Genomic DNA, 22,559 nt, shown 5'->3' with positions numbered 1-22,559 from the left:
GACCCGAATCAGATAGCGTGCCGCTGCGGCTCGGCGACGAAGCGCACCTCGACGGCGGCGTGCACCTCGAGCTCGCCCGCCTCGAGGGAGACGGCCGGTGCGGCATCGGCGGAGGCCATCGCCATCGTCGCCACGCGGCCCTTCGGCATCGGCGGCCCCGGCGGCGTCGTGCCCGGCTCCTGGATGCCGTCGACCACCGGCGAGCCGAGGCCCGCCGCCGACGCGTAGTCGCCGGCCCGCTCGACCGCGTCGGCGATCGCGCGGGTGCGCGCCGCCTTGGCGAGCGCGCGCTGGGTGTCCTCCGAGAGCGACCACTCGATGCCGCCCACCTCGTGGGTCTGGTGGATGCCGACGCGGCCGATCCAGGCGCCGAGCGCCTCGAAGTCCTGGAAGCGCACCGTCACCGACGCCGAGGCGGTGTAGACCGAGTTGCGCGGCTGGCCCTCGCCCACCCACTCCTGGTGATGCGAGATCCACACGCGGTCAGCGTGCCACGACTCCGCCGCGCCGGCGCGCTCGTGCGCCTTCGCGTCGCTGACCAGCCGCTCGTGCGCCTCGCTGACCGCGCCCATCGCGGCCTCCGCGCTGGGCGCGCTCCAGCGCGACTGCACCGTCACCGTCGCCCGTTCGGCGCTCGCGCGCTCGAGGGCCGTGCCGCAGACCGTGATCGCCACCATGGCCGGATGCTACTCCCGAAGCCTGGCGACCGGGGCGCTGCGGGTTGACGCCGGACAACATGTGCACGCGCGTGCTGCGGTGAGGAGCGCGGACTTGGCCGAGATCCGGGGTTGCCGCCCGCTTCCGCGCCGCAGCGCGTGCACATCTCAGCCGCTTCCGCAGCATGACCCTGCCGACGCATCCGCCCGCGCAGCTCGAGCGCGCACCGGGAGCGCCCGTCGCGGATCGCGGTGCGCCGACGGGAGCGCCGGCGCGGATCGCGCTGAGCCGACGGGAGCGCCGGCGCGGTTCGCAGTGCGCCGACGGGACGGCGCGCTACTCCCGCAGCTTCGCCCCGAAGCGCTCGGTCGCGACGGCGAGGCCCGCGAGCTTCGTCTCCGATGCCTCGGCGGCCGTGAGCGTGCGGTCGGCGGCGCGGAAGCGCAGCGCGAAGGTGAGCGACTTCTCGTGCTCGCCGAGCCCGCCGTGATCCGAACCGGTGGAGCGGTAGTCGTCGACCAGCGCGATGTGCTCGAGCAGCGCGCCCGCGCCCTCGCGCACCGCGCGGCGCACCTCGCCAGCGGGCACGTCGATCGGCACCACCAGCGAGAGATCCTGCGTCGCGGCCGGCACGGGGGCGATGACCTGCGTCTCGAGGCCCACGCGGGCGAGCCGGATGAGCGCGCTCAGGTCGAGCTCTGCCACCGCGACCACGCGGGGCAGGTCGGCCTCCGCCGCGATCGCGGGCAGCAGCTCGCCGGCCACACCGACGACCGTCTCGCCGACCAGCAGCTCGGCGGCACGGCCCGGGTGCAGCCAGTCGCGCTGCGCCTGGCGCACCTCGAGCTCGAGGCCCGCGGTGCGGGCGATGCGCTCGGCGGACTCGATGGCGTCGGCGATGCCGAAGCGCTCGGCCGGGCGGCCGGGCTGCTTGCGCACCCGCTCCCCCAGCAGCACCACGGCCGCATGGTCCGGCTGCGCCGGCAGCCGGTCGAGCTCGGCCAGCACGTCGTCCGCCGGACGCGCGGCGGCGCCGGGCAGCTCGGCCGTGCCGTGGCCGTCCACCGCATGGAAGACACGGCCGAGCTCGAACAGCGCGAGGTCGGTGAGCCCGCGCCCCAGGTTGCGGTGCGCGGTGTCGAGCATGCCCGGCACGAGCGCGGTGCGCAGCCAGGAGCGCTCGGCGTCGAGCGCGTTCTCGAGCCGCACGGGCTCGGCGCCCGCCATGCGCGCCTGTTGCTCGGAGACGAACGGTGCCACGAGCACCTCCGTCAGCCCGGACGCTGCGAGGCCGTTCGCGACGGCGCGGCGCAGCCGCTGGGCGCGCGTGAGGCCGCGCCCGGGTGGGGCGACCGGCAGCACCGAGGGGATGCGGTCGAAGCCGACGATGCGCGCGATCTCCTCGACGAGGCTCTCGCGGTCGACGATGTCGGGGCGCCAGGTGGGCGGCGTGACCGTCCAGGTCGGCGCAGTCGTCGCGCCATCCTCGACGCGCGCGCCGATCGCCAGCAGTGCTGCGCGGGCCTCGTCGTCGGTGTAGTCCGCGCCCATCAGGGTGCGCCAGAAGCCCACCGGGATGCTGATCGGCTGCATCTCGGGCACGCCGCCGATCTCGGCGCCGTACGCGGTGTCGAGGGTGCCGCCGGCGAGCTCGACGAAGAGCTGCGCAGCGCGCGCCGCGGCTGCGTCGGCCACGGCCGGGTCGACGCCGCGCTCGTAGCGCTTCGAGGCCTCGGAGATCAGCCGATGCCGGCGCGACGCACGGCCGATCGTGACGGCGTCGAAGGTCGCCGCCTCGATCGCCACTTCGGTGGTGGAGGCATCCATCTCGGTCTCGGCGCCGCCCATCACGCCGGCGATGCCGATCGCTCCGCGGTCGTCGGTGATGAGCAGATCCTCTTCGCTCAGCGCCCGGTCGACGTCGTCGAGCGTGGTGATGCGCTCGCCCGGCTGCGCGCGGCGCACGGTGATGCCGCCGCGCAGCTTGCCGAGGTCGTAGCCGTGCAACGGCTGGCCGAGTTCGAGCATGACGTAGTTGGTGATGTCGACGCCCAGCGAGATCGAGCGCATGCCGGCCAGGCGCAGCCGCCCCGCCATCCACGCCGGCGTCGGGCGCGACTGGTCGATGCCGCGCACGATCCGCACCACGAAGCGCGAGCAGCCGACGTTGCCGCGGATCGGCGCGTCGTCCTGCACCGCTAGCGGGAAACCGCTCGGGGCGGCGGATGCGTCGCCCCGGCCGACCGCGCGGCGCGCGGTGTCGGCGGGGTCGGTGAACGGGCGTCCGGTCGCGGTGGCGAGCTCGCGCGCGATGCCGCGGATGGAGAGCGCGTAGCCGCGATCGGGTGTGACGTTGATCTCGACGGCCTGGCCGTCCAGACCGAGCAGCGCCAGCGCATCCGCCCCGACCTCGCCCTCGATGCCGGCCTCGTCGAGGCGCAGGATGCCGTCGTGGTCGTCGCCGATGCCGAGCTCGCGCACCGAGGCGATCATGCCGTCGGAGACGTGGCCGTAGGTCTTGCGCGCGGCGATCTCGAAGTCGCCGAGCGCAGAGCCCGGCAGCGTCACGACGACGCGGTCGCCGGCGACGAAGTTGAGCGCCCCGCAGACGATGCCGCGCACGCCGCCGTTGGCCTCGCCGACGTCGACCTGGCACCAGCGGATGACCTTTCCGTTCTTCTGCGGCTCGTCGACGAACTCGAGCACGCGGCCGACCACGATCGGCCCGCGCAGCTCGCCGCCGTGCACCGCCTCCTCCTCGAAGCCGACGCGCACGAGCTGCGCGTGCAGCCACTCGGCGGCGTTCTCCTTCGGCAGCTCGACGTGCTCCGCGAGCCATGACAGCGGAATCCGCATCAGATCACCATCCCGAACTGCTCGGTGAAGCGCACGTCGCCCTCGATCATGTCGCGCATGTCGTCGAGCTGGTAGCGGAACTGCAGGGTGCGCTCGATGCCCATGCCGAACGCGAAGCCCGAGTACACCTCGGGGTCGAGGCCCGCCGCGCGCAGCACGTTGGGGTTCACCATGCCGCAGCCGCCCCACTCCACCCAGCGCGGCCCGCCGCGCATGCCGGGGTGCCAGACATCCATCTCGGCGCTCGGCTCGGTGAACGGGAAGTAGTTGGGGCGCAGGCGGATCTTCGCCTCCTCGCCGAACATGATGCGGGCCAGGTGCTCGAGCGTGCCGCGCAGGTGGGCCATCGTGATGCCCTTGTCGATCGCGAGGCCCTCGATCTGCGTGAAGACCGGCAGGTGCGTGGCGTCGATGTCGTCGGTGCGGTAGACGCGGCCGGGGGCGACGATGTAGATCGGCAGCTCGCGGGTGAGCATCGAGCGCATCTGCACCGGGCTCGTCTGCGTGCGCAGCACCATGTGCCGGTCGGCGGGCGCGACGTAGAAGGTGTCGGACTCGCCGCGCGCGGGGTGGTCGGGGTCGACGTTCAGCGCGTCGAAGTTGTACCACTCGTGCTCGAGCTCCGGGCCCTCTGCGACCTCCCAGCCCATGCCGATGAACACATCGCTCATCTCATCCACGAGCATCGTCAGCGGGTGCCGTCCACCGGCAGAGCGGATGCGCGGCACGGCAGTGACGTCGACGCGCTCGGCCTCGAGCTGCGCGCGCTCCTCGGCCGCGGCGAGTTCGCCCTGGCGGGCGGTGATCGCCTCGCCGACGCGGCCGCGGCCGGCGCCGATGACCTGGCCGGCCGCCTTGCGGTCCTCGGGTGCGATCTCGCGCAGCGAGCCGTTGAGCGAGGCGAGCTCGCTCCCCTGCCCGTTGTGGGCGGCCTTCGCCGCCTGCAGCTCGGCGGTGGTCTGGGCGGCCTCGATCGCTGCGAGCGCCGCGGTCACCGCGGCGTCGACGCGCGCGCCGAGGTCGGCGTTCTCGTCGGGGTGTGACACCCGACGATCCTACCGGCGGTCGCGTTGCTCAGCCGCCCAGCGTGCCGCCCGCGCCCGGAGGCTGCGGCGGCCCATCCGTGTCGGCGGTGCGCTGCGCGCGGATCGCCGTGGTCGAGACCGGGATCGCCTCGGTCTTCGTGCCGTCGAGGTTCGGCCCGCCCTTGCGGGGCCGCGAGACGCGCTTGTGCAGCCAGCGGACGATCGCCGAGAGGCTGAGGTTGACCGCGAGGTAGATCGCGAGCATCACGAAGAACATCGACAGGGCGTACGGGCCGCCCTCCCGGTCGTAGAAGTCGACGAGCTGGCGACCGATGCGGAGCATCTCCTCCGACCCGACGATGTAGCCGAGCGAGGTGTCCTTCAGCAGCACGATGAGCTGCGCGAGGATGATCGGCAGCATGATGCGGAACGCCTGCGGCAGCTCGATCTCGAGCGTCGTGCGCAGCGGCGTCAGCCCGATCGCGAGCCCGCTCTCGCGCTGGCCCTTTGGCAGCGACGCCATCCCGGCGCGCAGCGCCTCGCCGATGATCGCGCCGTTGTAGACGATCAGCGCCCACACGACGGCCCAGTAGGCGCCGGAGGCGAAGACGATGAGGATGAACAGCATCATCAGCAGCACGGGCATGCCGCGGAAGAACTCGAGCACGACGGTCGTCGGGATGCGCACCCACCGGGAGTACGCGTTCCGAAGGATCGAGAAGACGACGCCCAGCACGATGGCACCGACGGCCGCGATGCCAGCGATCGACAGCGTCGTGCCGAGGCCGAACAAGAGCCCACGCGCGCCGAACCACAAACGCTCGTCGGAGAAGATGTCCCAACGATCCTGGTAGAACGCGCCGCCGAGCCACAGCTGGTAGACCGCGAGCGCCACTGCGGCGACTGCCGCGACCGCGAAGACGATCGACATGATCCGGGATCGCCGGATCGCGTTCGGGCCGGGTGCGTCGAAGAGGACGGAACCGCTCATCGCTGCACGCTCCACTTCCGCTCGAGGTGGTCGACGAGCTGGCCGAGCGGCACCGTGATGATCAGATAGCTGAGCGCGATGCCGATGAAGACCTCGAGCGCCTGGTCGCCGTAGACGTTGGCCAGCCGCTGCGCCACGGAGGTGAGCACGAAGACGAAGAAGCCCATCGCGACCGAGGTGTTCTTGGTGAGCGCGATGACGACGTTGATGAGGGGCGGGAGCACGCTGCGGAACGCCTGCGGCAGCACGACGAGCCCCATCGTCTGCCCGAAGCCGAGCCCGATCGAGCGCGATGCCTCAGCCTGCCCGATGGGGACGGAATTGATGCCCGAACGCACGGCTTCGGCGAAGAACGCGCTCGTGTAGTACGTCAGCGCGAGGATCGCGCCGAGCGTGAAGTCGAAGATGAAGCCAAGCTTCGGGAGCACGAAGGCGGTGAAGAAGAACACCAGCGTCAGCGGGGTGTTCCTCGCGACCTCGGTCCAGATGGCCGCGACCACGCGCAGCGCGGCCACCGGCGAGACGCGCATGCCCGCCAGCAGGATGCCGATCGGCAGCCCGATGAGCGTGACGACGCCGGTCAGCATCAGCGTCATGCCCATTCCCTGCAGCCACAGCGGCAGGTTCTCGAAGATTGCTTGCATCAGCCCCTCATCCGGAGGCCGGATGCGGGAGGTCGCCCTCCCGCATCCGGTTCGGGTGATCGATCAGTAGCGGTCGGGTGCGGGGAACTCCGGCGTCGGCAGCACGACACCGGCCGTCTGCTCCCAGAGGGACGCCATGCGACCGTCCTCGTAGGCGGCCTCGAGCGTGTCGTTGATGAAGGTGCGGAACTCGTCGTCGCCCTTCTCCAGGCCGATGCCGTAGGGCTCATCCGTGAACGTGTCGCCGTCGGCGACGAGCTCGAACTCACCCTGGTTCTGGTCGACGAAGCCGGCCAGAATCACGTTGTCGGTCGTGACCGCGACGACCTGACCGTTGCGCAGCGGGTCGAGGCAGTTCGAGTAGGCGTCCGTCGCCTGCAGGTCAGCGTCGTACTCGTCGACGATGTGCGCGGCGGGCGTCGAGCCCTCGACCGAGCAGACCGGCTGGCCGGCGAGATTCTCCGGGCCCATGATGCCCTCGGGGTTGCCCGACTGCACCATCAGCGCCTGGCCGGCGAGGTAGTACGGGCCCGCGAAGTCGACCTTCTCCTTGCGGGCGTCGTTGATCGTGTAGGTCGCGACAACGATGTCGACGTTGCCGTTCTCGATAAACGTCTCGCGGTTCGCGGAGACGGTCTCCTCCCATTGGATGTTCTCGAACGGGATGCCGAGCTCGGCCGCGATGAGCGAGCCGACGGCCACGTCGAAGCCCTCAGGGCTGCCGTCAGGACCGACGAGGCCGAACAGCGGCTGGTCGTACTTCGTGCCGATCGTGATCGAGCCCGCTTCGGCGAACTCGGCCATCGAGGTGCCCTCCTCGAACTCGGGCGACTCGACGACCTCGAGGCCGTAGGGGTGCTCGCCGCTCGCGGCACCGCTCTCCTCGGGCGCCTCAGCGGGGTCGGACGACGTGGTGCCGGCCGGGCCGCCGCACGCGGTGAGCGCGAGGACGGCGAAAGCAGCGACGCCGAGCGTCACCTTGCTCTTGCTGCGCATGGTGCTTCTCCTTCAGTGGTGATGGATGGTGTGGGACAGGTCAGTGCGTGAGGATCTTCGAGAGGAAATCCTTGGCGCGCGAGGTCTGGGGGTCCGTGAAGAACGCCTCCGGCGTGGAGTCCTCCATCACCTTGCCGTCCGCCATGAACAGCACACGCTCCGCCGCCTTGCGGGCGAAGCCCATCTCGTGCGTGACGACGACCATCGTCATGCCGCCGTGGGCGAGCTCGACCATGACGTCGAGCACCTCGTTGATCATCTCCGGGTCGAGCGCGCTGGTGGGCTCGTCGAAGAGCATCAGCTTCGGCTCCATGGCGAGCGAGCGAGCGATCGCGACGCGCTGCTGCTGACCGCCGGAGAGCTGCGCGGGCATCTTGTGCGCCTGGTTGCCGATGCCGACCCGGTCGAGCAGCGTCATCGCGTGCTCCTCGGCTTCCTTGCGCTTCTTGCCGCGCACTTTGATGGGGCCGAGCGTCACGTTCTCGAGGATCGACTTGTGCGCGAAGAGGTTGAACGACTGGAAGACCATGCCGACGTCGGCTCGCAGTTCCGCGAGGGCTCTGCCCTCCTTGGGCAGCGGCGTGCCGTCGATGCGGATCTCGCCCGAGTCGATCGTCTCGAGCCGGTTGATCGCGCGGCAGAAGGTCGACTTGCCCGAGCCTGACGGACCGATGACGACGACCACTTGTCCCTTGGGGATGGTGACATCGATGTCGTTGAGTACATGGAGTTCGCCGTAGTGCTTGTTGACGTGGTCGAGCTCCACCAGTGGCTGCATGCGCTCATCAAAGCACGACCGCTGTCGCAATGATGCGCGCTCGCACAGATTGCAATGAAACGGTTACACGACGCCCGTTACACGCCGCGCAGGGCGAAGGCGCTCTGGTAGAGGCAGACGGATGCCGCGGTGGCGAGATTCAGCGACTCCGCGGCACCGTAGACGGGCAGCCGGGCGGCCCGGTCGGCCAGAGCCAGCGTGGCCCGATCGAGGCCGCGAGCCTCGTTGCCGAACAGCCACGCGGTGGGGAGCGCGAGCGCACCGGCGGCCTGCAGCGCGGTGAGGTCCTCCCCCGACACGTCGGCGGCCAGCACCTGCATGCCCAGCGCGCGGGCCGCATCCACCGCATCCGCGGTGCTCGCCCCGACTGAGACGTCGATGTGGAAGAGGGAGCCAGTGGTGGAGCGCACGACCTTCGGGCTGTAGGGGTCGACCGAGTTGGCCGTCACGATGACGGCGGATGCGCCGGCCGCGTCGGCCGCGCGCAGGATGGTGCCGAGGTTGCCCGGGTCGCGCACCTCGTGCAGGATCGCGACGAGCGGGTGCGCAGCTGCTGCGGCGCGCGCCATCGCATCCTCGAGGCGCACGGGCGACTGCTTCGCGACGGCGACGACTCCCTGCGGGTGCACGGTGTCGGCGATGGCCGCAAGGGCGCGCTCGGAGACCTCGGTGACGGGTGCGTGCTGCGCTGCGGCGGCGATCAGCTCGCCATGGCGCTCGCGCGCTGCCTCGGTGGCGAAGACGTCGACGAGCAGCGCAGGCTGCCAGCGCACGAGTTCGTCGAGGGCGGCCGGTCCCTCCAACAGGAACAGCCCGGTCTGTGACCGGGCTGTTCGCTGCTGGAGCTTGGCAGCCTCACGCACGCGGGGCGCACGGGGGCTGTCGAGCAAATCAGGCTGCGTTCTTGGGCGCCGAGGTGTCGGCCGGCAGGGCTGCCTTGGCCGCCTCGACGAGTGCCGTGAACGTTGCTGCGTCGTTGATCGCCATGTCGGCGAGCATGCGACGGTCGACCTCGATGCCCGCGAGGCCGAGGCCCTGGATGAGGCGGTTGTAGGTCAGGCCGTTCTGGCGCGACGCGGCGTTGATGCGCTGGATCCACAGGCGGCGGAAGTCGCCCTTCTTGGCCTTGCGGTCGCGGAACGCGTACACGTGCGAGTGGAGCAGCTGCTCCTTCGCCTTGCGGTAGAGGCGCGAGCGCTGACCGCGGTAGCCCGAGGCCTGCTCGAGGATGACGCGACGCTTCTTGTGGGCGTTGACCGCCCTCTTGACACGTGCCATGAGTCTGTTCTCTCTATCTCTTCTTCGTCGCCCGCGTCAGCGGCCGAGCAGCTTCTTGATGTTCTTGGCGTCGGCCGGTGCGAGCACCACGTCGCGGTTGAGGCGGCGGGTCTGGACCGACGACTTCACCTCGAGGTTGTGGCGCATGCCTGCGCCCTGCTTGACGACCTTGCCGCTGCCGGTGATCTTGAAGCGCTTCTTCGCACCTGAGTGCGTCTTCTGCTTGGGCATTCTTCTCTCCTACTCAGATGCTGGCTCGCCAGCGGGCTGTGCCGCGGGCTTGGCCTTGGGCGTCGCGGGCTTGGCGTCCGCCGCAGCTGCTGCGGGCTTCGCCGCAGGCTTCGGGGCGCCGGGCTTCGCGGCGGGCTTGGGTGCTGCCGAGGCAGCGGGCTTGGCGGCCGCGGGTGCCGCAGCGGGCTTCGCCGCAGACGGTGCCGCAGCGGGCGTGGCCGCAGCGGGAGCTGCCGACGGCGGACGCGGTGCACCGGCCGGGCGGGGTGCGCCCGCCGGCGTCGGCTGCACGGTGCGTGCCGTCTGCTTCGGGCGCGAGTCGGTGCTGCGCGGCGCCGAACGCGGCTCCGGACGCGAATCCGTGCCCGGACGCGACGAGGAGCTCGGACGCGACGCGGACGAGGAGGAGGACGGTCGCGAGGAGGACGCGGACGCGGGGCGGCTCGAGCGGATGGGCTCGGGCTCGCTGCGGGTGCGGCTCTGCGCGGGCAGGGTCGGGCGCGCGGGGCGCTCGGCCTCGATCGCAGCCTGGTGCGCAGCCTGCTTCTCCGCCTCGATGCGGCGCTTCTCCTGCTGCTCCTTCTTGTGCGCGATGCGCGCCGCGTTCTGCTCGGCCTTCGCATCCGACTTGGAGCGCAGGGGCCCGACGATCATCACCATGTTGCGGCCGTCGATGGTCGGGTTCGACTCGACGGTGCCGTGCTCCTGGATGTCCTCGGCGAAGCGCTGCAGCAGCCGCACGCCCAGCTCCGGGCGCGACTGCTCGCGGCCGCGGAAAAGGATCATGGCCTTGACCTTGTCGCCACCCTCGAGGAAGCCCTGGGCACGCTTGCGCTTCGTCTCGTAGTCGTGCTCGTCGATCTTCAGGCGGAAGCGGACCTCCTTGAGGTCGGTGTTCACCTGGTTGCGCCGGGCATCCTTGGCCTTCTGCGCCTGCTCGTACTTGAACTTGCCGTAGTCCATGATCTTGACCACGGGCGGGCGCGAATCCGGCGAGACCTCGACGAGGTCAAGCTCTGCCTCACGGGCAAGACGAAGGGCATCCTCGACCCGGACGACGCCGACCTGCTCGCCGGCAGGGCCGACCAGTCGGACTTCGGGAACGCGGATACGCTCGTTGGTGCGGGGATCGCTGATCGCGGGCTCCTTCTCATCGAATGCTGTGTGCTGGTGCACGGCGAGAAGAGCAGCCACGTCGCGGTCGCTGCCGCATGGCTCAGCACCTGCGACGACGAGCGTCTGGTGCTGCTGACCCGGTAGCCTTGAAGCGGCTGCGGGTGGGATTGCTCCTCTTTCACCTCCGGGCGAGAGCCCGAAACCTGCAAAAGCCTACCAGAGACCTATCTTCGGGAGAAGAGCCATGACTGACACCGCCCAGCACACCCATGACGACGACGGCCTCGAGGAGGCTCGCGACATCGCGGAGGTGCCGGCGGTCGAGCTCATCAACACCGTCGCGATCCACCTGCTGAGCGCCGCGGCAGTCAAGGTCGGCCTGGCCGACGACCCCGAGCAGCAGCTCGACCTCGACGAGGCGCGCAAGCTCATCAACGCGCTCGCCGGACTCGTCACCGCCGCCGCCCCCGAGGTGGGCAGCATGCACGCCGCACCGCTGCGCGACGGGCTGCGCTCGGTGCAGCTGGCGTTCCGCGAGGCCAGCTCCATGCCCGACGCCCCCGGCAAGGGCCCGGGCGAGAAGTGGACCGGCTCGGTCATCTGAGCCGCAGGTCAGCCGCGCGACTGCCACTCGCCGCGCGTGATCGCGAGGACGGCGGGTGCCACGAGCGGCACGCGCGCCGCTCCCCCGTCCCAGCGGTGCATCCGCACGGCGACGCTCGCGATGCGCTCGCGCACCGCCTCGACCTCGCCGAGCGCGTCGGCGGCCGCCCGCAGCTGCGCGGCGGCGTCCTCCGCCGCATCGACGAGCGCGTGCACCTCGAGGTCGGCGCCGGCCAGCCGGCCGCGCGGGTCGCCGGTCGCCAGCACGATCGCCTGCACCGAGGGCTGGGCGAACATCGCTGCTTCGACGGCCGCGTGCACGGCCGCGTCCTCCACGCCCCACGACCAGGACGCATCCGTCAGCAGCGCCTCGAGCATCGTGCGCGTGAGCACGAACTCGCTCTCGCTGCCGGGGTCGATGACGACGCGGGCGGGCCCGTCGAGGGCGGCCGCGGCGGCGCGCTGCACGCTCGTGGGCACGGGGCGGGCCTTCGCGTTCCAGGCCTGCATCGCGCCGACGTGCGAGAACATCGGGAGGATGCCGGCGCCGTCCGGCCCCTGCACGGTGACGATCGAGAGCTCCTGGGTCTTGTCGATCGTGCGACCGCGCTCGTCGACGCCGGTCTCGCCCGCGGCGGCCAGCAGCGGCACCAGCAGCCGCTCGCCGCGCAGCGCGTCGACGACCAGCGCCCGAGCACCGGTGCCCTCGGCCAGCGCGGCGACCGCGTCGAGATAGCCCGCCGGCGCCGAGCCGTCGTCGCCGGCGTAGGCGGTGTCGTGGTGGGTGAACGTGCGCCCCTCCCAGGGGCGCCCCGCCGAGTCGGCAGCGCGACTCACGGCGCCCCCTACTGTCCCGCGACGTCCAGCGCGGCGACCAGCGTGAAGGCGCCGGCGTAGAGCGCCTTGCCGACGATGGCGCCCTCGACGCCGTGCGGCACGAGCTCGCGGAGCGCGGCGATGTCGTCGAGGCTGGAGACGCCGCCGGAGGCGACGATCGGCCTGTCGGTGCGGTCGGCGACCTGCTTGAGCAGCTCGATGTTCGGGCCCTTGAGCGTGCCGTCCTTCGTCACGTCGGTGACCACGTAGCGGCTGCAGCCGGCGGCCTCGAGGCGTTCCAGCACGTGCCAGAGGTCGCCGCCGTCCTGCGTCCAGCCGCGCGCAGCCAGCGTGGTGCCGCGCACGTCGAGGCCGACGGCGATCTGCTCGCCGTACTCGGCGATCGCCGAGGCGGTCCACTCGGGGTTCTCGAGCGCCGCGGTGCCGAGGTTGATGCGCTTGACGCCCGTGGCAAGTGCAGCCTCCAGCGAGGCTTCGTCGCGGATGCCGCCGGAGAGCTCGACCTGCACGCGGCCCCTGATCGCCTTGATGACCTTCTTGATCACCGCGCGGTTGTCGCCGCGGCCGAACGCCGCGTCGAGGTCGACGAGGTGGATCCACTCGGCGCCCTGGCGCACCCAGTCCTCAGCCGCGTCGACTGGGCTGCCGAAGGAGGTCTCGGTGCCCGCCTTGCCCTGCGTCAGCCGCACGGCCTTGCCGTCGGCGACGTCGATGGCGGGCAGCAGCTGCAGCTTGGGCGACTGGTTGAAATCGGTCATGGGGTGGTGCCTTCTTCGGGTGCGGGTGGTGCGATCGCGCAGTGGGCTGCGGCGTGCGATCAGCCTCAGCGATCGTACTCGCGAGGGGTCAGAGTCCGCGAACCCAGTTCGTCAGCAGGCGGATGCCCGCCTCCCCCGACTTCTCGGGGTGGAACTGCGTCGCCGCCAGCGGGCCGTTCTCGACGGCCGCGATGAAGCGCTCGCCGTGCTCTGCCCAGGTGACGCGCGGCTGCCGGATGCGGGGGTGCGGGTCGATGTGCCACTCGGTGGCGGCGTAGGAGTGGACGAAGTAGAAGCGCTCGTCGTGGAGCCCGGCGAAGAGCTCGGAGTCCTCCGGCGCGTCGACCTCTGCCCAGCCCATGTGGGGCAGGATGTCGGCCCGCAGCCGGCGCACGGTGCCGGGCCACTCGTCGAGCGCGTCGGTGTGGACGCCGCCCTCCTCCCCAGAGGAGAACAGCACCTGCATGCCGACGCAGATGCCGAGCACCGGCCGCGTGCCGGCGAGCCGCCGCCCGATGAGCTCGCCGCCGCGGATGGCCTGGATCCCGGCCATGCAGGCGGCGATCGAGCCGACCCCGGGCACGACCAGTCCGTCCGCCTCCATCACCGTGGCGCGGTCAGCGGTCAGCGACACCTCGGCACCGGCCGCCTCGAGCGCCTTGGCGGCCGAGTGCACGTTGCCGAGCCCGTAGTCGAGCAGCGCGACCCTGGGTCGAGCGGCGGTCACAGCGTGGTCCTCATCACAGTGCTGCGCGCTACAGCGCGCCCTTGGTCGAGGGTACGCCCGTGACGCGCGGGTCGGTCTCGACCGCGACGCGCATGGCGCGGGCGAACGCCTTGAACTCGGCCTCGGCGATGTGGTGGGGGTCACGACCGGCCAGCACCTCGACGTGCGCGGTGATGCGCGCGTTCAGCGTGATCGCCTCGAAGGCGTGACGCACCAGCGAGCCGGTGAAGTGCCCGCCGATGCGGTGCAGCTCGAAGCCCGCGGGCTCCCCCGTGTGCACCAGGAACGGGCGCCCGGAGAGGTCGACGACGGCGCGCGCGAGCGCCTCGTCGAGCGGCACCGTCGCGTCGCCGTAGCGGCGCACGCCGGCCTTGTCGCCGAGCGCCTCCTGCAGCGCAAGCCCGAGGGCGATCGCGGTGTCCTCGACGGTGTGGTGGGCGTCGATGTCGATGTCGCCGGTGGCCTGCACGTCGAGGTCGATGAGGGAGTGCTTCGAGAAGGCGGTCAGCATGTGGTCGAAGAAGGGCACGGTCGTCGAGATCGACGAGGTGCCGGTGCCGTCGAGGTCGAGCGACAGGCGGATGCTCGACTCGCTCGTGGCGCGCTCGATGGTTGCGGTGCGGGGCATGCTTCGATCCTATTCTCCGGTGAGCTCGGCCATCGCCGCCAGCACAGCGGTCGTCTCCCCGGGCGTGCCTGCCGTGATGCGCAGGGTGCCCGGCAGGCCGACGTCGCGCACCAGGATGCCGCGGTCGAGCAGCGCCTGGAAGACGGCCTTCGGGTCGTCGATCCTGCCCACCAGCACGAAGTTGGAGTCGGATGGGTAGGGCTGCAGTCCCAGCGCCGTCAGCTCGTCGACGATGCGGTCGCGCTGCTCGCGCAGCGAGTCGACGCGCGAGAGCATCTCATCGCTGTGCCGCAGCGCCGCGACGGCGGCCGCCTGCGTGATCGCCGAGAGGTGATAGGGCAGCCGCACGAGTCGCAGCGCGTCGATGACCGCCGGGTGCGCGGCGAGGTAGCCGACCCGGATGCCGGCGAAGGCGAAGGCCTTGCTCATCGTGCGAGAGACGAGCAGCCGCGGGAAGCGCTCGAGCAGCGTCAGCGCCGTCTGGCCGCGGTCGTGGGCGAACTCGGCGTAGGCCTCGTCGACCAGCACGATGCCGCGCGCGGACTCGGCGGCCGCCTCGATCACGTCGAGCCCGATCGCGGTGCCGGTGGGGTTGTTCGGCGAGCACAGGAACACCACGTCGGGGTCGTGCTCGGCGATCGCCGCTCGGACGGCATCGGGGGTGAGGGTGAAGTCGTCGGCGCGCGGCACCGGGACCCACCGCATCCCCACACCCTGAGCCAGGAGCGGATACATCGAGTAGGTGGGCGTGAACGAGAGCAGGGAGCGCCCAGGGCCGCCGAACGCCTGCAGCACGTGCTGGAGCACCTCGTTGGAGCCGTTGCCCGCCCAGATCTGCTCGGGCTGCAGGCCGTGGCCGAGGTAGTCGGCGAAGCCGGCGCGCAGCGTGTCGAACTCGCGGTCGGGGTAGCGGTTCGCGTCAGGCAGCGCGCGTGCGATCTCCTGCACGATGTCGAGGGCGACCGCCTCGGGCACGCGATAGGCGTTCTCGTTGACGTTCAGCCGCACCGGCACCTCGAGCTGCGGGGCGCCGTAGGGCGTCAGCCCGCGCAGGTCGTCGCGGATCGGCAGGTCGTCGAGGCTCGTCACCGAACCAGCCTAGGCCGATGTCAGATGCCGTGCACAGCGCGCGATCGAGGGCACGCCGTCAGCGGAGCGGCGTTCAGTGCGTGTACTGCGCGGGGATGGCCAGCTGCTCGCCGGGCTGGATCGCGCCGGCGATGCCGTTGAGCATCTCGATCTCGGCGACCACATCGCGCGGGTCGGCGCCGGGGGCGACCGACTGCGCGATCTGCCACAGCGACTGACCGGGCTGCACGCTCACGTACTCGAACGTGCCGGACTGCGAGGACGCCGAGGCGACCGCGCCGGCGAGTGCATCGCCGAGCACACCGATGCCCGCGAGCGAGCCGGCGGCGATGACGGGAGCGGCGACGAGCAGCGCAAGAGCGCGGCGGCCACGGGCGGTCATCCGCACGCGGATCGTCGGCGTCGTGGTGGTGGCGATCGCAGTCATCGGTACTCCTCTGGTCTGGGATCCGCGGGCGATGCTCGGCCGGGAGCACCGCCCGCGAATCTCTGTTTCGAACCTATCTTCGATTGACCGGATGCGTCAAGCCCTGTCGCGGAGTTTCTCCACGACACGCTCGAACACCCGTTTGATTCCAGCGCCCTGTCGGATACGCTTTCGAACCAAACGGAGTCAATCGCAGGCCACTGACATGGCCCGCGAGCGAGAGCGGAGCGGGCGATGACGAGGCAGCTGACCGAGAAGCAGCAGGCGATCCTGCAGTACATCCAGGGCGCGGTGCGCCAGCGCGGCTATCCGCCGAGCTACCGCGAGATCGGCGACGCCGTGGGGCTCTCGTCGCTCTCGAGCGTGACGCACCAGCTGGGGCAGCTCGAGCTCGCGGGCATCATCCGCCGCGACCCCTCGAGGCCGCGCACCATCGAGCTGCTGATCGCCGACGAGGCCGACGGCGCGGTCGGCAGCATGGAGCAGGCGACCTTCGTGCCGATGGTCGGTCAGATCGCCGCCGGCATCCCGATCACGGCGGAGCAGCAGGTCGAGGACGTCATGCCGCTGCCGAAGCAGCTCGTGGGCAGCGGCGGCGACCTCTTCATGCTGAGGGTGGTCGGCGAGTCGATGATCGACGCGGCCATCTGCGACGGCGACTGGGTCGTCGTGCGGCAGCAGCGCACCGCCGAGAACGGCGACATCGTCGCCGCCATGCTCGACGGCGAGGCGACCGTGAAGGTCTTCAAGCAGCGCGACGGCCACACCTGGCTGCTGCCCCGCAACTCGGCCTTCGAGCCCATCCTGGGCGACGAGTCCGAGGTGCTCGGCAAGGTCGTGGCGGTGCTCCGCTCAGTCTGAGGTCACGCGCGGAACTCGGCCAGCTGGCTGAGCACCGCCTCGGAGACCTTGGCGTCGATGCGGGTGCCGCCCTCCTCGTGCTGCTCGTGCACCACCTCGAAGCGGTCGTGCAGCATCGACACCACGTCGCCGCGGTCGTAGGGCACGAGCAGCGAGACCTCGACCTCCGGCCGCGGCAGCAGCTGGGCGATGCGCGCGAGGATCTCGTCGACGCCCTCGCCGGTGCGCGCTGAGGCGAAGATCGCGTCGGGCTGCAGGCCGCGCAGCACCAGCCGCTCGTCGTCGCTGATGAGGTCGGTCTTGTTGAACACCACGATCTCGGGGATGGAACGCGCGCCAGTCTCCCCCAGCACGTCGCGCACTGTCGCCATCTGCGCGGCGGGATCGGGGTGGCTGCCGTCGACGACGTGCACGATCAGCGCCGACTCCGCGACCTCCTCGAGCGTCGACCGGAAGGCCTCCACCAGCTGGTGCGGAAGGTTGCGCACGAAGCCGACGGTGTCGGCGATCGTGAAGTCCCTGCCATCCGCCGTGGTCGCGCGCCGCACGGTGGCATCGAGGGTCGCGAACAGCGCGTTCTCCACCAGCACCCCGGCGCCCGTGATGCGGTTGAGCAGCGACGACTTGCCGGCGTTCGTGTAGCCGGCGATCGCGACGCCCGGCACCTCGAAGCGGTCGCGATTCGCGCGCTTCGCCTGCCGCGCGGGCGCGAAGCCCTTGATCTGCCTGCGCAGCTTCGCCATGCGCGTGTGGATGCGGCGGCGGTCGAGCTCGATCTTCGTCTCACCCGGTCCGCGCGAGCCCATGCCGGCGCCCTGGCCGCCGACCTGGCCGCCGGCCTGCCTCGACATCGACTCACCCCAACCGCGCAGGCGCGGCAGCAGGTACTCGAGCTGCGCGAGCTCGACCTGCGCCTTGCCCTCGCGGCTCTTGGCGTGCTGGCTGAAGATGTCGAGGATGACCGCTGTGCGATCGATCACCTTGACCTTCACGCGGTCCTCGAGCGCGCGCCGCTGGCTGGGCGAGAGCTCGCTGTCGGCCACCACGGTGTCGGCGCCGAGATCCTTCACGACCTCGGCGAGCTCGTCGGCCTTCCCGCGGCCGACGTAGGTCGCGGGATCAGGGTTCGGGCGGCGCTGGAGCATGCCGTCGAGCACCTGGGCTCCGGCGGTCTCAGCGAGCGCCGCCAGCTCGCGGAGCGAGTTCTCGGCATCCTCTGTGGACCCCGAGTAGACCCCGACCAGCACGACGTTCTCGAGGCGCAGCTCGCGGTATTCGACCTCGGTGACGTCCTCGAGCTCGGTGCGCAGGCCGCCGACGCGGCGCAGTGCCGCGCGATCGGCGCGATCGAGCTGCTCGCCGTCCGCATCGCCTTCGACGGCGTCGCCGTCGAGCGCCTGCGCTCGCTCGTCGAGCACCGTGCCCTCTGCCGGCTGCGCCCAGGCGAGGATGCGCTCCATCGCGCGTCCGCCCTCCGGGATGCGCTCCTGCGGTTCTGCCATGTCGTGTCCTTCGCTACTGTCGAGTCCGTGCCGGACCACTACTTCTCCCCCGATCCCGCCGCGCCCCAGTCGGTGCGCACGATCCGGGTGCCGATCGACGGCGCCGAGCGGGAGATGGTGACCGCGACCGGGGTGTTCTCCGGCGACCGACTCGATGTCGGCACCGAGGTGCTGCTGGCTGCCGTGCCCGCTCCGCCCCAGACCGGGGAGCTGCTCGATCTGGGCTGCGGCTGGGGGCCCATCGCCGCGACGCTCGCGACCCGCTCCCCCGACGCGCACGTGTGGGCGGTCGACGTCAACGCTCGAGCGCTCTCGCTCGTGGAGCGGAATGCCGAGTTGCTCAGTCTATCGAACATCACCCCCGCGACACCTGAGCGGGTGCCGGAGGACGTGCGCTTCGCAGCCATCTGGTCGAATCCGCCCATCCGCATCGGCAAGCCGCAGCTCCACCAGCTGCTGGAGACCTGGATCCCGCGACTGGCCCCCGGCGCGACCGCATGGCTGGTGGTGCAGAAGCATCTGGGCGCCGACTCGCTGCTGCGCTGGCTGACCGAGCGCTTCGCCGACTTCGACGTCGAGCGCGCGGACTCCAAGCGGACGTACCGGATCATCGCCGTCACCGCACCGGACTGAGCCCCTCGCCGCGGAACACGAGCTCTGCCGGGCCGGTCAGCCAGGCGTGACCGCGCTCGTCGACCTCGACCTCGAGCCGGCCGCCCGGGACATCGACGATCCACCGGTCCGCCGCATCCCCTGACCAGTGGCGCGTCGCCATCGCAGCGGCGACCGCACCGGTGCCGCACGAGAGCGTCTCGCCGGATCCGCGCTCGTGCACCCGCATGCGGATCGAGCCGACGCCGTCGGCGATCGCGCCGGGGACCACGAACTCGACGTTCGCGCCGGATGCGGGGGCCGGGTCGAGTGCGGGCGCCGCGTGCAGGTCGAGCGCCTCGAGCTCCGCGTCGCTCGCCAGCGCGACGACCACGTGCGGGTTGCCCGTGCTGACGTCGAGGCCGGGACGGTCGACGTCGAGCCCGTCGGCCGCGACCAGGCGGTCGCCGCCGAGCTCGAAGGCGCCCAGGTCGGCGGCGAACAGCGAGCCTCGTCGCTCGACCCGCTTGATGCCAGCGCGGGTGGCGATGTCGATGCCCTCGCCGTCGGCGAGCTGGGCGAGCCGCGACTCCAGCAGGAAGCGCACGAAGACGCGCACGCCGTTGCCGCACATCTCGCTGAGCGAGCCGTCGGCGTTCCAGTAGTCCATCGCCCAGGTGCCCGCCGGTGCCGCATCGAGCGCCGCATCGCCGGTGGCGCCGGAGCGCACCGCGCGGATGACGCCGTCGCCGCCGATGCCGAACCGCCGGTCGGCGAGCGCGCGCACGCGCTCGGCGCTCAGCGGCTGTGCACCATCGGGATCGGCGATGAGCACGAAGTCGTTGCCGGTCCCGTGCCCCTTCGAGAACACGCCGGTCGCCAGTGCTGTCATGTCCTACAGCGTATCGAGCGCCCGCTGCGCGATGGCAGCCGCGTCCGCTGCCGGCGCAGCCGGGTAGCGCTGGAACCAGGAGACCTGCCGGCGCGCGTAGCGGCGGGTGAGCGCCTGCGTCTGCTCGATCGCCTCCGCCTCGGCGAGCGTGCCGTCGAGCTGGTCGAGCGCCTGCCGGTAGCCGATCGCCTGCTGCGCCGTGGTGCCGCGCTCGATGCCGGCTGCCCGCAATCGCCGAGCCTCCTCGACGATGCCGAGCGACCACATCCGCTCCACCCGCGCATCGAGGCGTGCGACGAGCTCGGCGCGCTCGACCCGCTGGTGCTGGATGATCGTCGGGCGCAGCAGCGCCTCCTCCGGGGGCAGCCCCACGCGGAACGGCTCGCCCGTGAGGGTGACGGCCTCCAGCGCTCGCACCAGCCGTCTGCCGTTGTGCGGACCGATGGCGGCGGCCGCGGCGGGATCCACGCGCAGCAGCCGCTCGTGCATCGAGGCGGCGCCGAGCTGCGTGAGCTCCGCCTCGAGCTGCGCGCGCAGCAGCGCGTCGGTGGCGGGGAAGGCGAAGTCGTAGAGCACGCTCGAGGCGTAGAGCCCGCTGCCGCCGACCAGGATCGGCACCGCGCCACGAGCCTCGATGGACTCCAGCGCTGCGAGCGCGGACTGTCGGTACCGCGCGACCGCGGCGTCCTGCCACGGCTCCAGCACGTCGAGCAGATGGTGCGGATGGCCACGGCGCTCGGCGATGCTCGCCTTCGCGGTGCCGATGTCCATGCCGCGGTAGAGCTGCATGGCGTCGCAGTTGACGATCTCTGCCGTGCCGCCGAGCTGCACGACCGCGTCGGCGATCTCGAGCGAGCGCTCGGTCTTGCCGGTGCCGGTCGCGCCGACGACGGCGATGAGCCTCACAGGCCGGCGCTGCTCACCGCACGCGCAGGGTGGGCAGGCCGAGCGAGACCGGGCCGCCGACAGCGGCGCCCGTCGCACCGGTGCTCGGCACCGCGCACGAGTCGTCCTGCGCGCGGTCCCACGCGTCGCCGGCACGGGTGCGGCGCAGTCTCGCAGGCTCGCTGTCGGCGATCAGGTGGAACGGCGCGGCGTGGGTCACGGTGGTCGTCACGATGTCGCCGGGGCGCGGCGCAGCCGGCCCCGTGAGCGCGCCGGGGCTGAAGTGCACGAGCCGGTTGTCCTGGGCCCTGCCGCTCAAGCGGTGGGTCTCCGCATCCTTCTTGCCCTCGCCGACCGAGACGAGCACCTCGACGGTGCGGCCGACCTGCCGCTGGTTCTCCTCGTGGGAGATGTGATCCTGCAACGCGGTGAGCCGCTCGAAGCGCTCCTGCACAACCGCCTTCGGCACCTGGTCGGGCATCGTCGCCGCGGGGGTGCCGGGTCGGATCGAGTACTGGAACGTGAACGCCGAGGCGAACCGCGAGGCCTCCACCACCCGCAGCGTCTCCTGGAAGTCCTCCTCGGTCTCGCCCGGGAAGCCCACGATGATGTCCGTGGTGATCGCGGCCTCCGGGATGCGGTCGCGCACCTTGTCGAGGATCCCCAGGAACTTCGTCGACCGGTAGGAGCGGCGCATGGCCTTCAGCACCCGGTCGGAGCCCGACTGCAGCGGCATGTGCAGCTGCGGCATCACCGCATCCGTCTCCGCCATCGCATCGATGACGTCGTCGGTGAAGGCGGCCGGATGCGGGCTGGTGAAGCGGATGCGCTCGAGCCCGTCGATCTCGCCGGCCGCGCGCAGCAGCTTGCCGAAGGCGAGCCGGTCGCCGAACTCGACGCCGTAGGAGTTGACGTTCTGCCCCAGCAGGGTCACCTCGATGGCGCCGTCGTCGACGAGCGCCTGCAGCTCGGCGAGGATCTCGCCCGGGCGGCGGTCGCGCTCTTTGCCGCGCAGCGAGGGCACGATGCAGAACGTGCAGGTGTTGTTGCAGCCGACCGAGATCGACACCCAGCCTGCATAGGTGGATTCGCGCTTGGTCGGCAGCGTCGAGGGGAAGACCTCGAGCGACTCGAGGATCTCGACCTCGGCCTCGCCGTTGTGCCGGCTGCGCTCGAGCAGGGTGGGGAGCGACCCGAGGTTGTGGGTGCCGAAGACCACGTCGACCCAGGGCGCGCGCTCGAGGATGCTGGCCCGATCCTTCTGCGCCAGGCAGCCGCCGACCGCGATCTGGAAGCCCTCGCGCTCTCGCTTGGTCTTGGCGAGGTAGCCGAGGTGGCCGTAGAGCTTCTGGTCGGCGTTCTCGCGCACGGCGCAGGTGTTGATCACCATCACGTCGGGAGCGCCGTCGAGGGCTTCGACGTAGCCCGCCTCCTCGAGCGAGCCGCGGAGCCGCTCAGAGTCGTGGACGTTCATCTGGCATCCGAAGGTCTTCACCTCGTAGGTGCGCTGCGCGAGGGTGGTGGACATCGCTCCAGGATACCGCCGGACGAGCGAGGCGCCCCGTGCCTCAGCACGGGGCGCCTCGACGCACAGGATGCGGTTCAGCCCTGGGTTGCCGTCAGCGTCCAGGTGCCGTCGGGCGACTCGCCCGAGAGGTCCATCTCGCCCCCCTCGGCGGTGCCCGTGAAGGTCACGTCGAAGGACTCGGAGTCCTGGTTCTGATCGGTGAGCTGGGTGATGGTCACCGTCAGGTTCGAGGGGTCGCCGGACCAGACGTCTGCGTCCTCATCGAAGGGCCCGCCGTCGCCGTCGTTCCAGTCGCTGATGTCGACGGTGCCGTCGGCGTTGAGCGTGAAGTCCATGGTGGCGAAGCCCGGGCCGAGCTCACCGCTCCACGACGTGCCAGCCAAGTCTTCCGATGCGGTGCCGCCGCCGGGCTCCTGCGTTGTGCCGCCCCCCGGCTCCTCGGTCGTCTGCGTGCCGCCCACGGGCGGCAGCTGGAAGCAGCCGGTCAGCGCGAGCAGCGAGGCGGCCGCGAGGGCCGGGACAGCAACAATCCGGCGCTCCTGACATACCTGTGGGCGCGTTGAGCGTGCCGTGACGGCCGCACGCCGTTCCCTGCCTAGTTTCTGAACTGTCAAAGGTACGGAAACGAGTGGTCAGGAGAACGGCGTGCGTGATGTCAG

At 71.3% G+C, this 22,559-nt stretch carries 25 protein-coding genes; 3 read left to right on the top strand and 22 right to left on the bottom strand.

All coding sequences use genetic code 11. The features are described from left to right. Positions 1–8: 8 nt before the first annotated feature. The 11 genes from J1M46_RS02090 to infC all read right to left on the bottom strand — a co-directional run bounded on the left by J1M46_RS02090 (position 9) and on the right by infC (position 10,650). Positions 9–677 carry an SIMPL domain-containing protein gene (locus tag J1M46_RS02090; RefSeq protein ID WP_206446317.1) on the bottom strand — a complete coding sequence of 223 codons (669 nt, stop codon included), beginning with the start codon at positions 675–677 and terminating at the stop codon, positions 9–11. A 316-nt stretch (positions 678–993) separates the two neighbouring features. Continuing rightward, positions 994–3,513 (bottom strand): phenylalanine--tRNA ligase subunit beta, encoded by a 2,520-nt coding sequence (gene pheT, locus J1M46_RS02085; RefSeq protein ID WP_206446316.1) that lies wholly within the window; start codon positions 3,511–3,513, stop codon positions 994–996. Beyond that, complete coding sequence (pheS, locus tag J1M46_RS02080; RefSeq protein WP_206446315.1) at positions 3,513–4,559, bottom strand: phenylalanine--tRNA ligase subunit alpha; 1,047 nt, start codon at positions 4,557–4,559, stop codon at positions 3,513–3,515. The genes pheT and pheS overlap by 1 nt, the downstream gene beginning before the upstream one ends. A gap of 28 nt (positions 4,560–4,587) precedes the next feature. Then, positions 4,588–5,529 carry an amino acid ABC transporter permease gene (locus tag J1M46_RS02075; RefSeq protein ID WP_206446314.1) on the bottom strand — a complete coding sequence of 314 codons (942 nt, stop codon included), beginning with the start codon at positions 5,527–5,529 and terminating at the stop codon, positions 4,588–4,590. Continuing rightward, entirely contained in the window at positions 5,526–6,173 is a 648-nt protein-coding gene (locus tag J1M46_RS02070; RefSeq protein WP_206446313.1) for an amino acid ABC transporter permease, read from the bottom strand. Before J1M46_RS02070 ends, J1M46_RS02075 begins: the two co-directional genes overlap by 4 nt. A gap of 63 nt (positions 6,174–6,236) precedes the next feature. Further along, positions 6,237–7,169, bottom strand: coding sequence for a glutamate ABC transporter substrate-binding protein (locus J1M46_RS02065; protein WP_206446312.1), 933 nt, complete (start codon positions 7,167–7,169; stop codon positions 6,237–6,239). A gap of 40 nt (positions 7,170–7,209) precedes the next feature. Further along, positions 7,210–7,947 (bottom strand): amino acid ABC transporter ATP-binding protein, encoded by a 738-nt coding sequence (locus J1M46_RS02060; RefSeq protein ID WP_274606902.1) that lies wholly within the window; start codon positions 7,945–7,947, stop codon positions 7,210–7,212. 77 nt (positions 7,948–8,024) lie between these two features. After that, complete coding sequence (locus J1M46_RS02055) at positions 8,025–8,837, bottom strand: TrmH family RNA methyltransferase (RefSeq protein WP_206446311.1); 813 nt, start codon at positions 8,835–8,837, stop codon at positions 8,025–8,027. 1 nt (position 8,838) lies between these two features. After that, complete coding sequence (gene rplT, locus J1M46_RS02050; RefSeq protein ID WP_092914815.1) at positions 8,839–9,225, bottom strand: 50S ribosomal protein L20; 387 nt, start codon at positions 9,223–9,225, stop codon at positions 8,839–8,841. 36 nt (positions 9,226–9,261) lie between these two features. Further along, on the bottom strand, positions 9,262–9,456 hold the full coding sequence (gene rpmI / locus J1M46_RS02045) for a 50S ribosomal protein L35 (RefSeq protein WP_206446310.1): 195 nt from the start codon (positions 9,454–9,456) through the stop codon (positions 9,262–9,264). A 9-nt stretch (positions 9,457–9,465) separates the two neighbouring features. Next, on the bottom strand, positions 9,466–10,650 hold the full coding sequence (gene infC / locus J1M46_RS02040) for a translation initiation factor IF-3 (RefSeq protein ID WP_342384227.1): 1,185 nt from the start codon (positions 10,648–10,650) through the stop codon (positions 9,466–9,468). A 166-nt stretch (positions 10,651–10,816) separates the two neighbouring features. Here infC and J1M46_RS02035 point away from each other — a divergent pair, with 166 nt between their 5' ends. Further along, the gene (locus J1M46_RS02035) at positions 10,817–11,176 is read left to right on the top strand and encodes a DUF1844 domain-containing protein (RefSeq protein WP_206446309.1); all 360 of its coding nucleotides are present in this window, start codon (positions 10,817–10,819) and stop codon (positions 11,174–11,176) included. Positions 11,177–11,184: 8 nt separating this feature from the next. Here J1M46_RS02035 and J1M46_RS02030 read toward each other — a convergent pair whose 3' ends face one another. The 6 genes from J1M46_RS02030 to J1M46_RS02005 all read right to left on the bottom strand — a co-directional run bounded on the left by J1M46_RS02030 (position 11,185) and on the right by J1M46_RS02005 (position 15,641). Continuing rightward, positions 11,185–12,012 (bottom strand): SseB family protein, encoded by an 828-nt coding sequence (locus tag J1M46_RS02030; protein WP_206446308.1) that lies wholly within the window; start codon positions 12,010–12,012, stop codon positions 11,185–11,187. An 8-nt stretch (positions 12,013–12,020) separates the two neighbouring features. After that, complete coding sequence (gene priA, locus J1M46_RS02025; protein WP_206446307.1) at positions 12,021–12,770, bottom strand: bifunctional 1-(5-phosphoribosyl)-5-((5-phosphoribosylamino)methylideneamino)imidazole-4-carboxamide isomerase/phosphoribosylanthranilate isomerase PriA; 750 nt, start codon at positions 12,768–12,770, stop codon at positions 12,021–12,023. A gap of 88 nt (positions 12,771–12,858) precedes the next feature. Next, positions 12,859–13,497, bottom strand: a complete 639-nt coding sequence (hisH, locus tag J1M46_RS02020) for an imidazole glycerol phosphate synthase subunit HisH (RefSeq protein ID WP_206446306.1) — start codon at positions 13,495–13,497, stop codon at positions 12,859–12,861. A gap of 28 nt (positions 13,498–13,525) precedes the next feature. Next, positions 13,526–14,125: an imidazoleglycerol-phosphate dehydratase HisB gene (hisB, locus tag J1M46_RS02015; RefSeq protein WP_206446305.1), complete on the bottom strand. Its 600-nt coding sequence runs from the start codon at positions 14,123–14,125 to the stop codon at positions 13,526–13,528. A gap of 9 nt (positions 14,126–14,134) precedes the next feature. Next, the gene (locus J1M46_RS02010) at positions 14,135–15,214 is read right to left on the bottom strand and encodes a histidinol-phosphate transaminase (protein WP_206446304.1); all 1,080 of its coding nucleotides are present in this window, start codon (positions 15,212–15,214) and stop codon (positions 14,135–14,137) included. Positions 15,215–15,287: 73 nt separating this feature from the next. Then, positions 15,288–15,641, bottom strand: a complete 354-nt coding sequence (locus J1M46_RS02005; protein WP_206446303.1) for a hypothetical protein — start codon at positions 15,639–15,641, stop codon at positions 15,288–15,290. Between the two features lie 234 nt (positions 15,642–15,875). Here J1M46_RS02005 and lexA point away from each other — a divergent pair, with 234 nt between their 5' ends. Then, entirely contained in the window at positions 15,876–16,502 is a 627-nt protein-coding gene (gene lexA / locus J1M46_RS02000; protein WP_206446302.1) for a transcriptional repressor LexA, read from the top strand. 2 nt (positions 16,503–16,504) lie between these two features. Here lexA and hflX read toward each other — a convergent pair whose 3' ends face one another. Beyond that, positions 16,505–18,004 (bottom strand): GTPase HflX, encoded by a 1,500-nt coding sequence (gene hflX / locus J1M46_RS01995; RefSeq protein ID WP_206446301.1) that lies wholly within the window; start codon positions 18,002–18,004, stop codon positions 16,505–16,507. A gap of 27 nt (positions 18,005–18,031) precedes the next feature. Here hflX and J1M46_RS01990 point away from each other — a divergent pair, with 27 nt between their 5' ends. Beyond that, entirely contained in the window at positions 18,032–18,637 is a 606-nt protein-coding gene (locus J1M46_RS01990) for a class I SAM-dependent methyltransferase (RefSeq protein WP_342384226.1), read from the top strand. On the opposite strand, the gene dapF is transcribed toward J1M46_RS01990, so the two are convergent. The 4 genes from dapF to J1M46_RS01970 all read right to left on the bottom strand — a co-directional run bounded on the left by dapF (position 18,621) and on the right by J1M46_RS01970 (position 22,361). Further along, on the bottom strand, positions 18,621–19,478 hold the full coding sequence (gene dapF, locus J1M46_RS01985; RefSeq protein WP_446698587.1) for a diaminopimelate epimerase: 858 nt from the start codon (positions 19,476–19,478) through the stop codon (positions 18,621–18,623). The genes J1M46_RS01990 and dapF overlap by 17 nt on opposite strands. 12 nt (positions 19,479–19,490) lie before the next feature. Further along, positions 19,491–20,393 carry a tRNA (adenosine(37)-N6)-dimethylallyltransferase MiaA gene (gene miaA / locus J1M46_RS01980; RefSeq protein WP_206446299.1) on the bottom strand — a complete coding sequence of 301 codons (903 nt, stop codon included), beginning with the start codon at positions 20,391–20,393 and terminating at the stop codon, positions 19,491–19,493. Positions 20,394–20,406: 13 nt separating this feature from the next. Continuing rightward, positions 20,407–21,900, bottom strand: coding sequence for a tRNA (N6-isopentenyl adenosine(37)-C2)-methylthiotransferase MiaB (gene miaB / locus J1M46_RS01975; RefSeq protein ID WP_206446298.1), 1,494 nt, complete (start codon positions 21,898–21,900; stop codon positions 20,407–20,409). A 74-nt stretch (positions 21,901–21,974) separates the two neighbouring features. Beyond that, positions 21,975–22,361 carry a hypothetical protein gene (locus tag J1M46_RS01970; protein WP_206446297.1) on the bottom strand — a complete coding sequence of 129 codons (387 nt, stop codon included), beginning with the start codon at positions 22,359–22,361 and terminating at the stop codon, positions 21,975–21,977. Positions 22,362–22,559: the final 198 nt, after the last annotated feature.

Source organism: Agrococcus sp. KRD186 (assembly GCF_017168255.1).
Classification (GTDB): domain Bacteria; phylum Actinomycetota; class Actinomycetes; order Actinomycetales; family Microbacteriaceae; genus Agrococcus.
The sequence above is the reverse complement of the archived record's forward strand: the minus strand, read 5'-3'. Positions and strand labels throughout refer to the sequence as shown.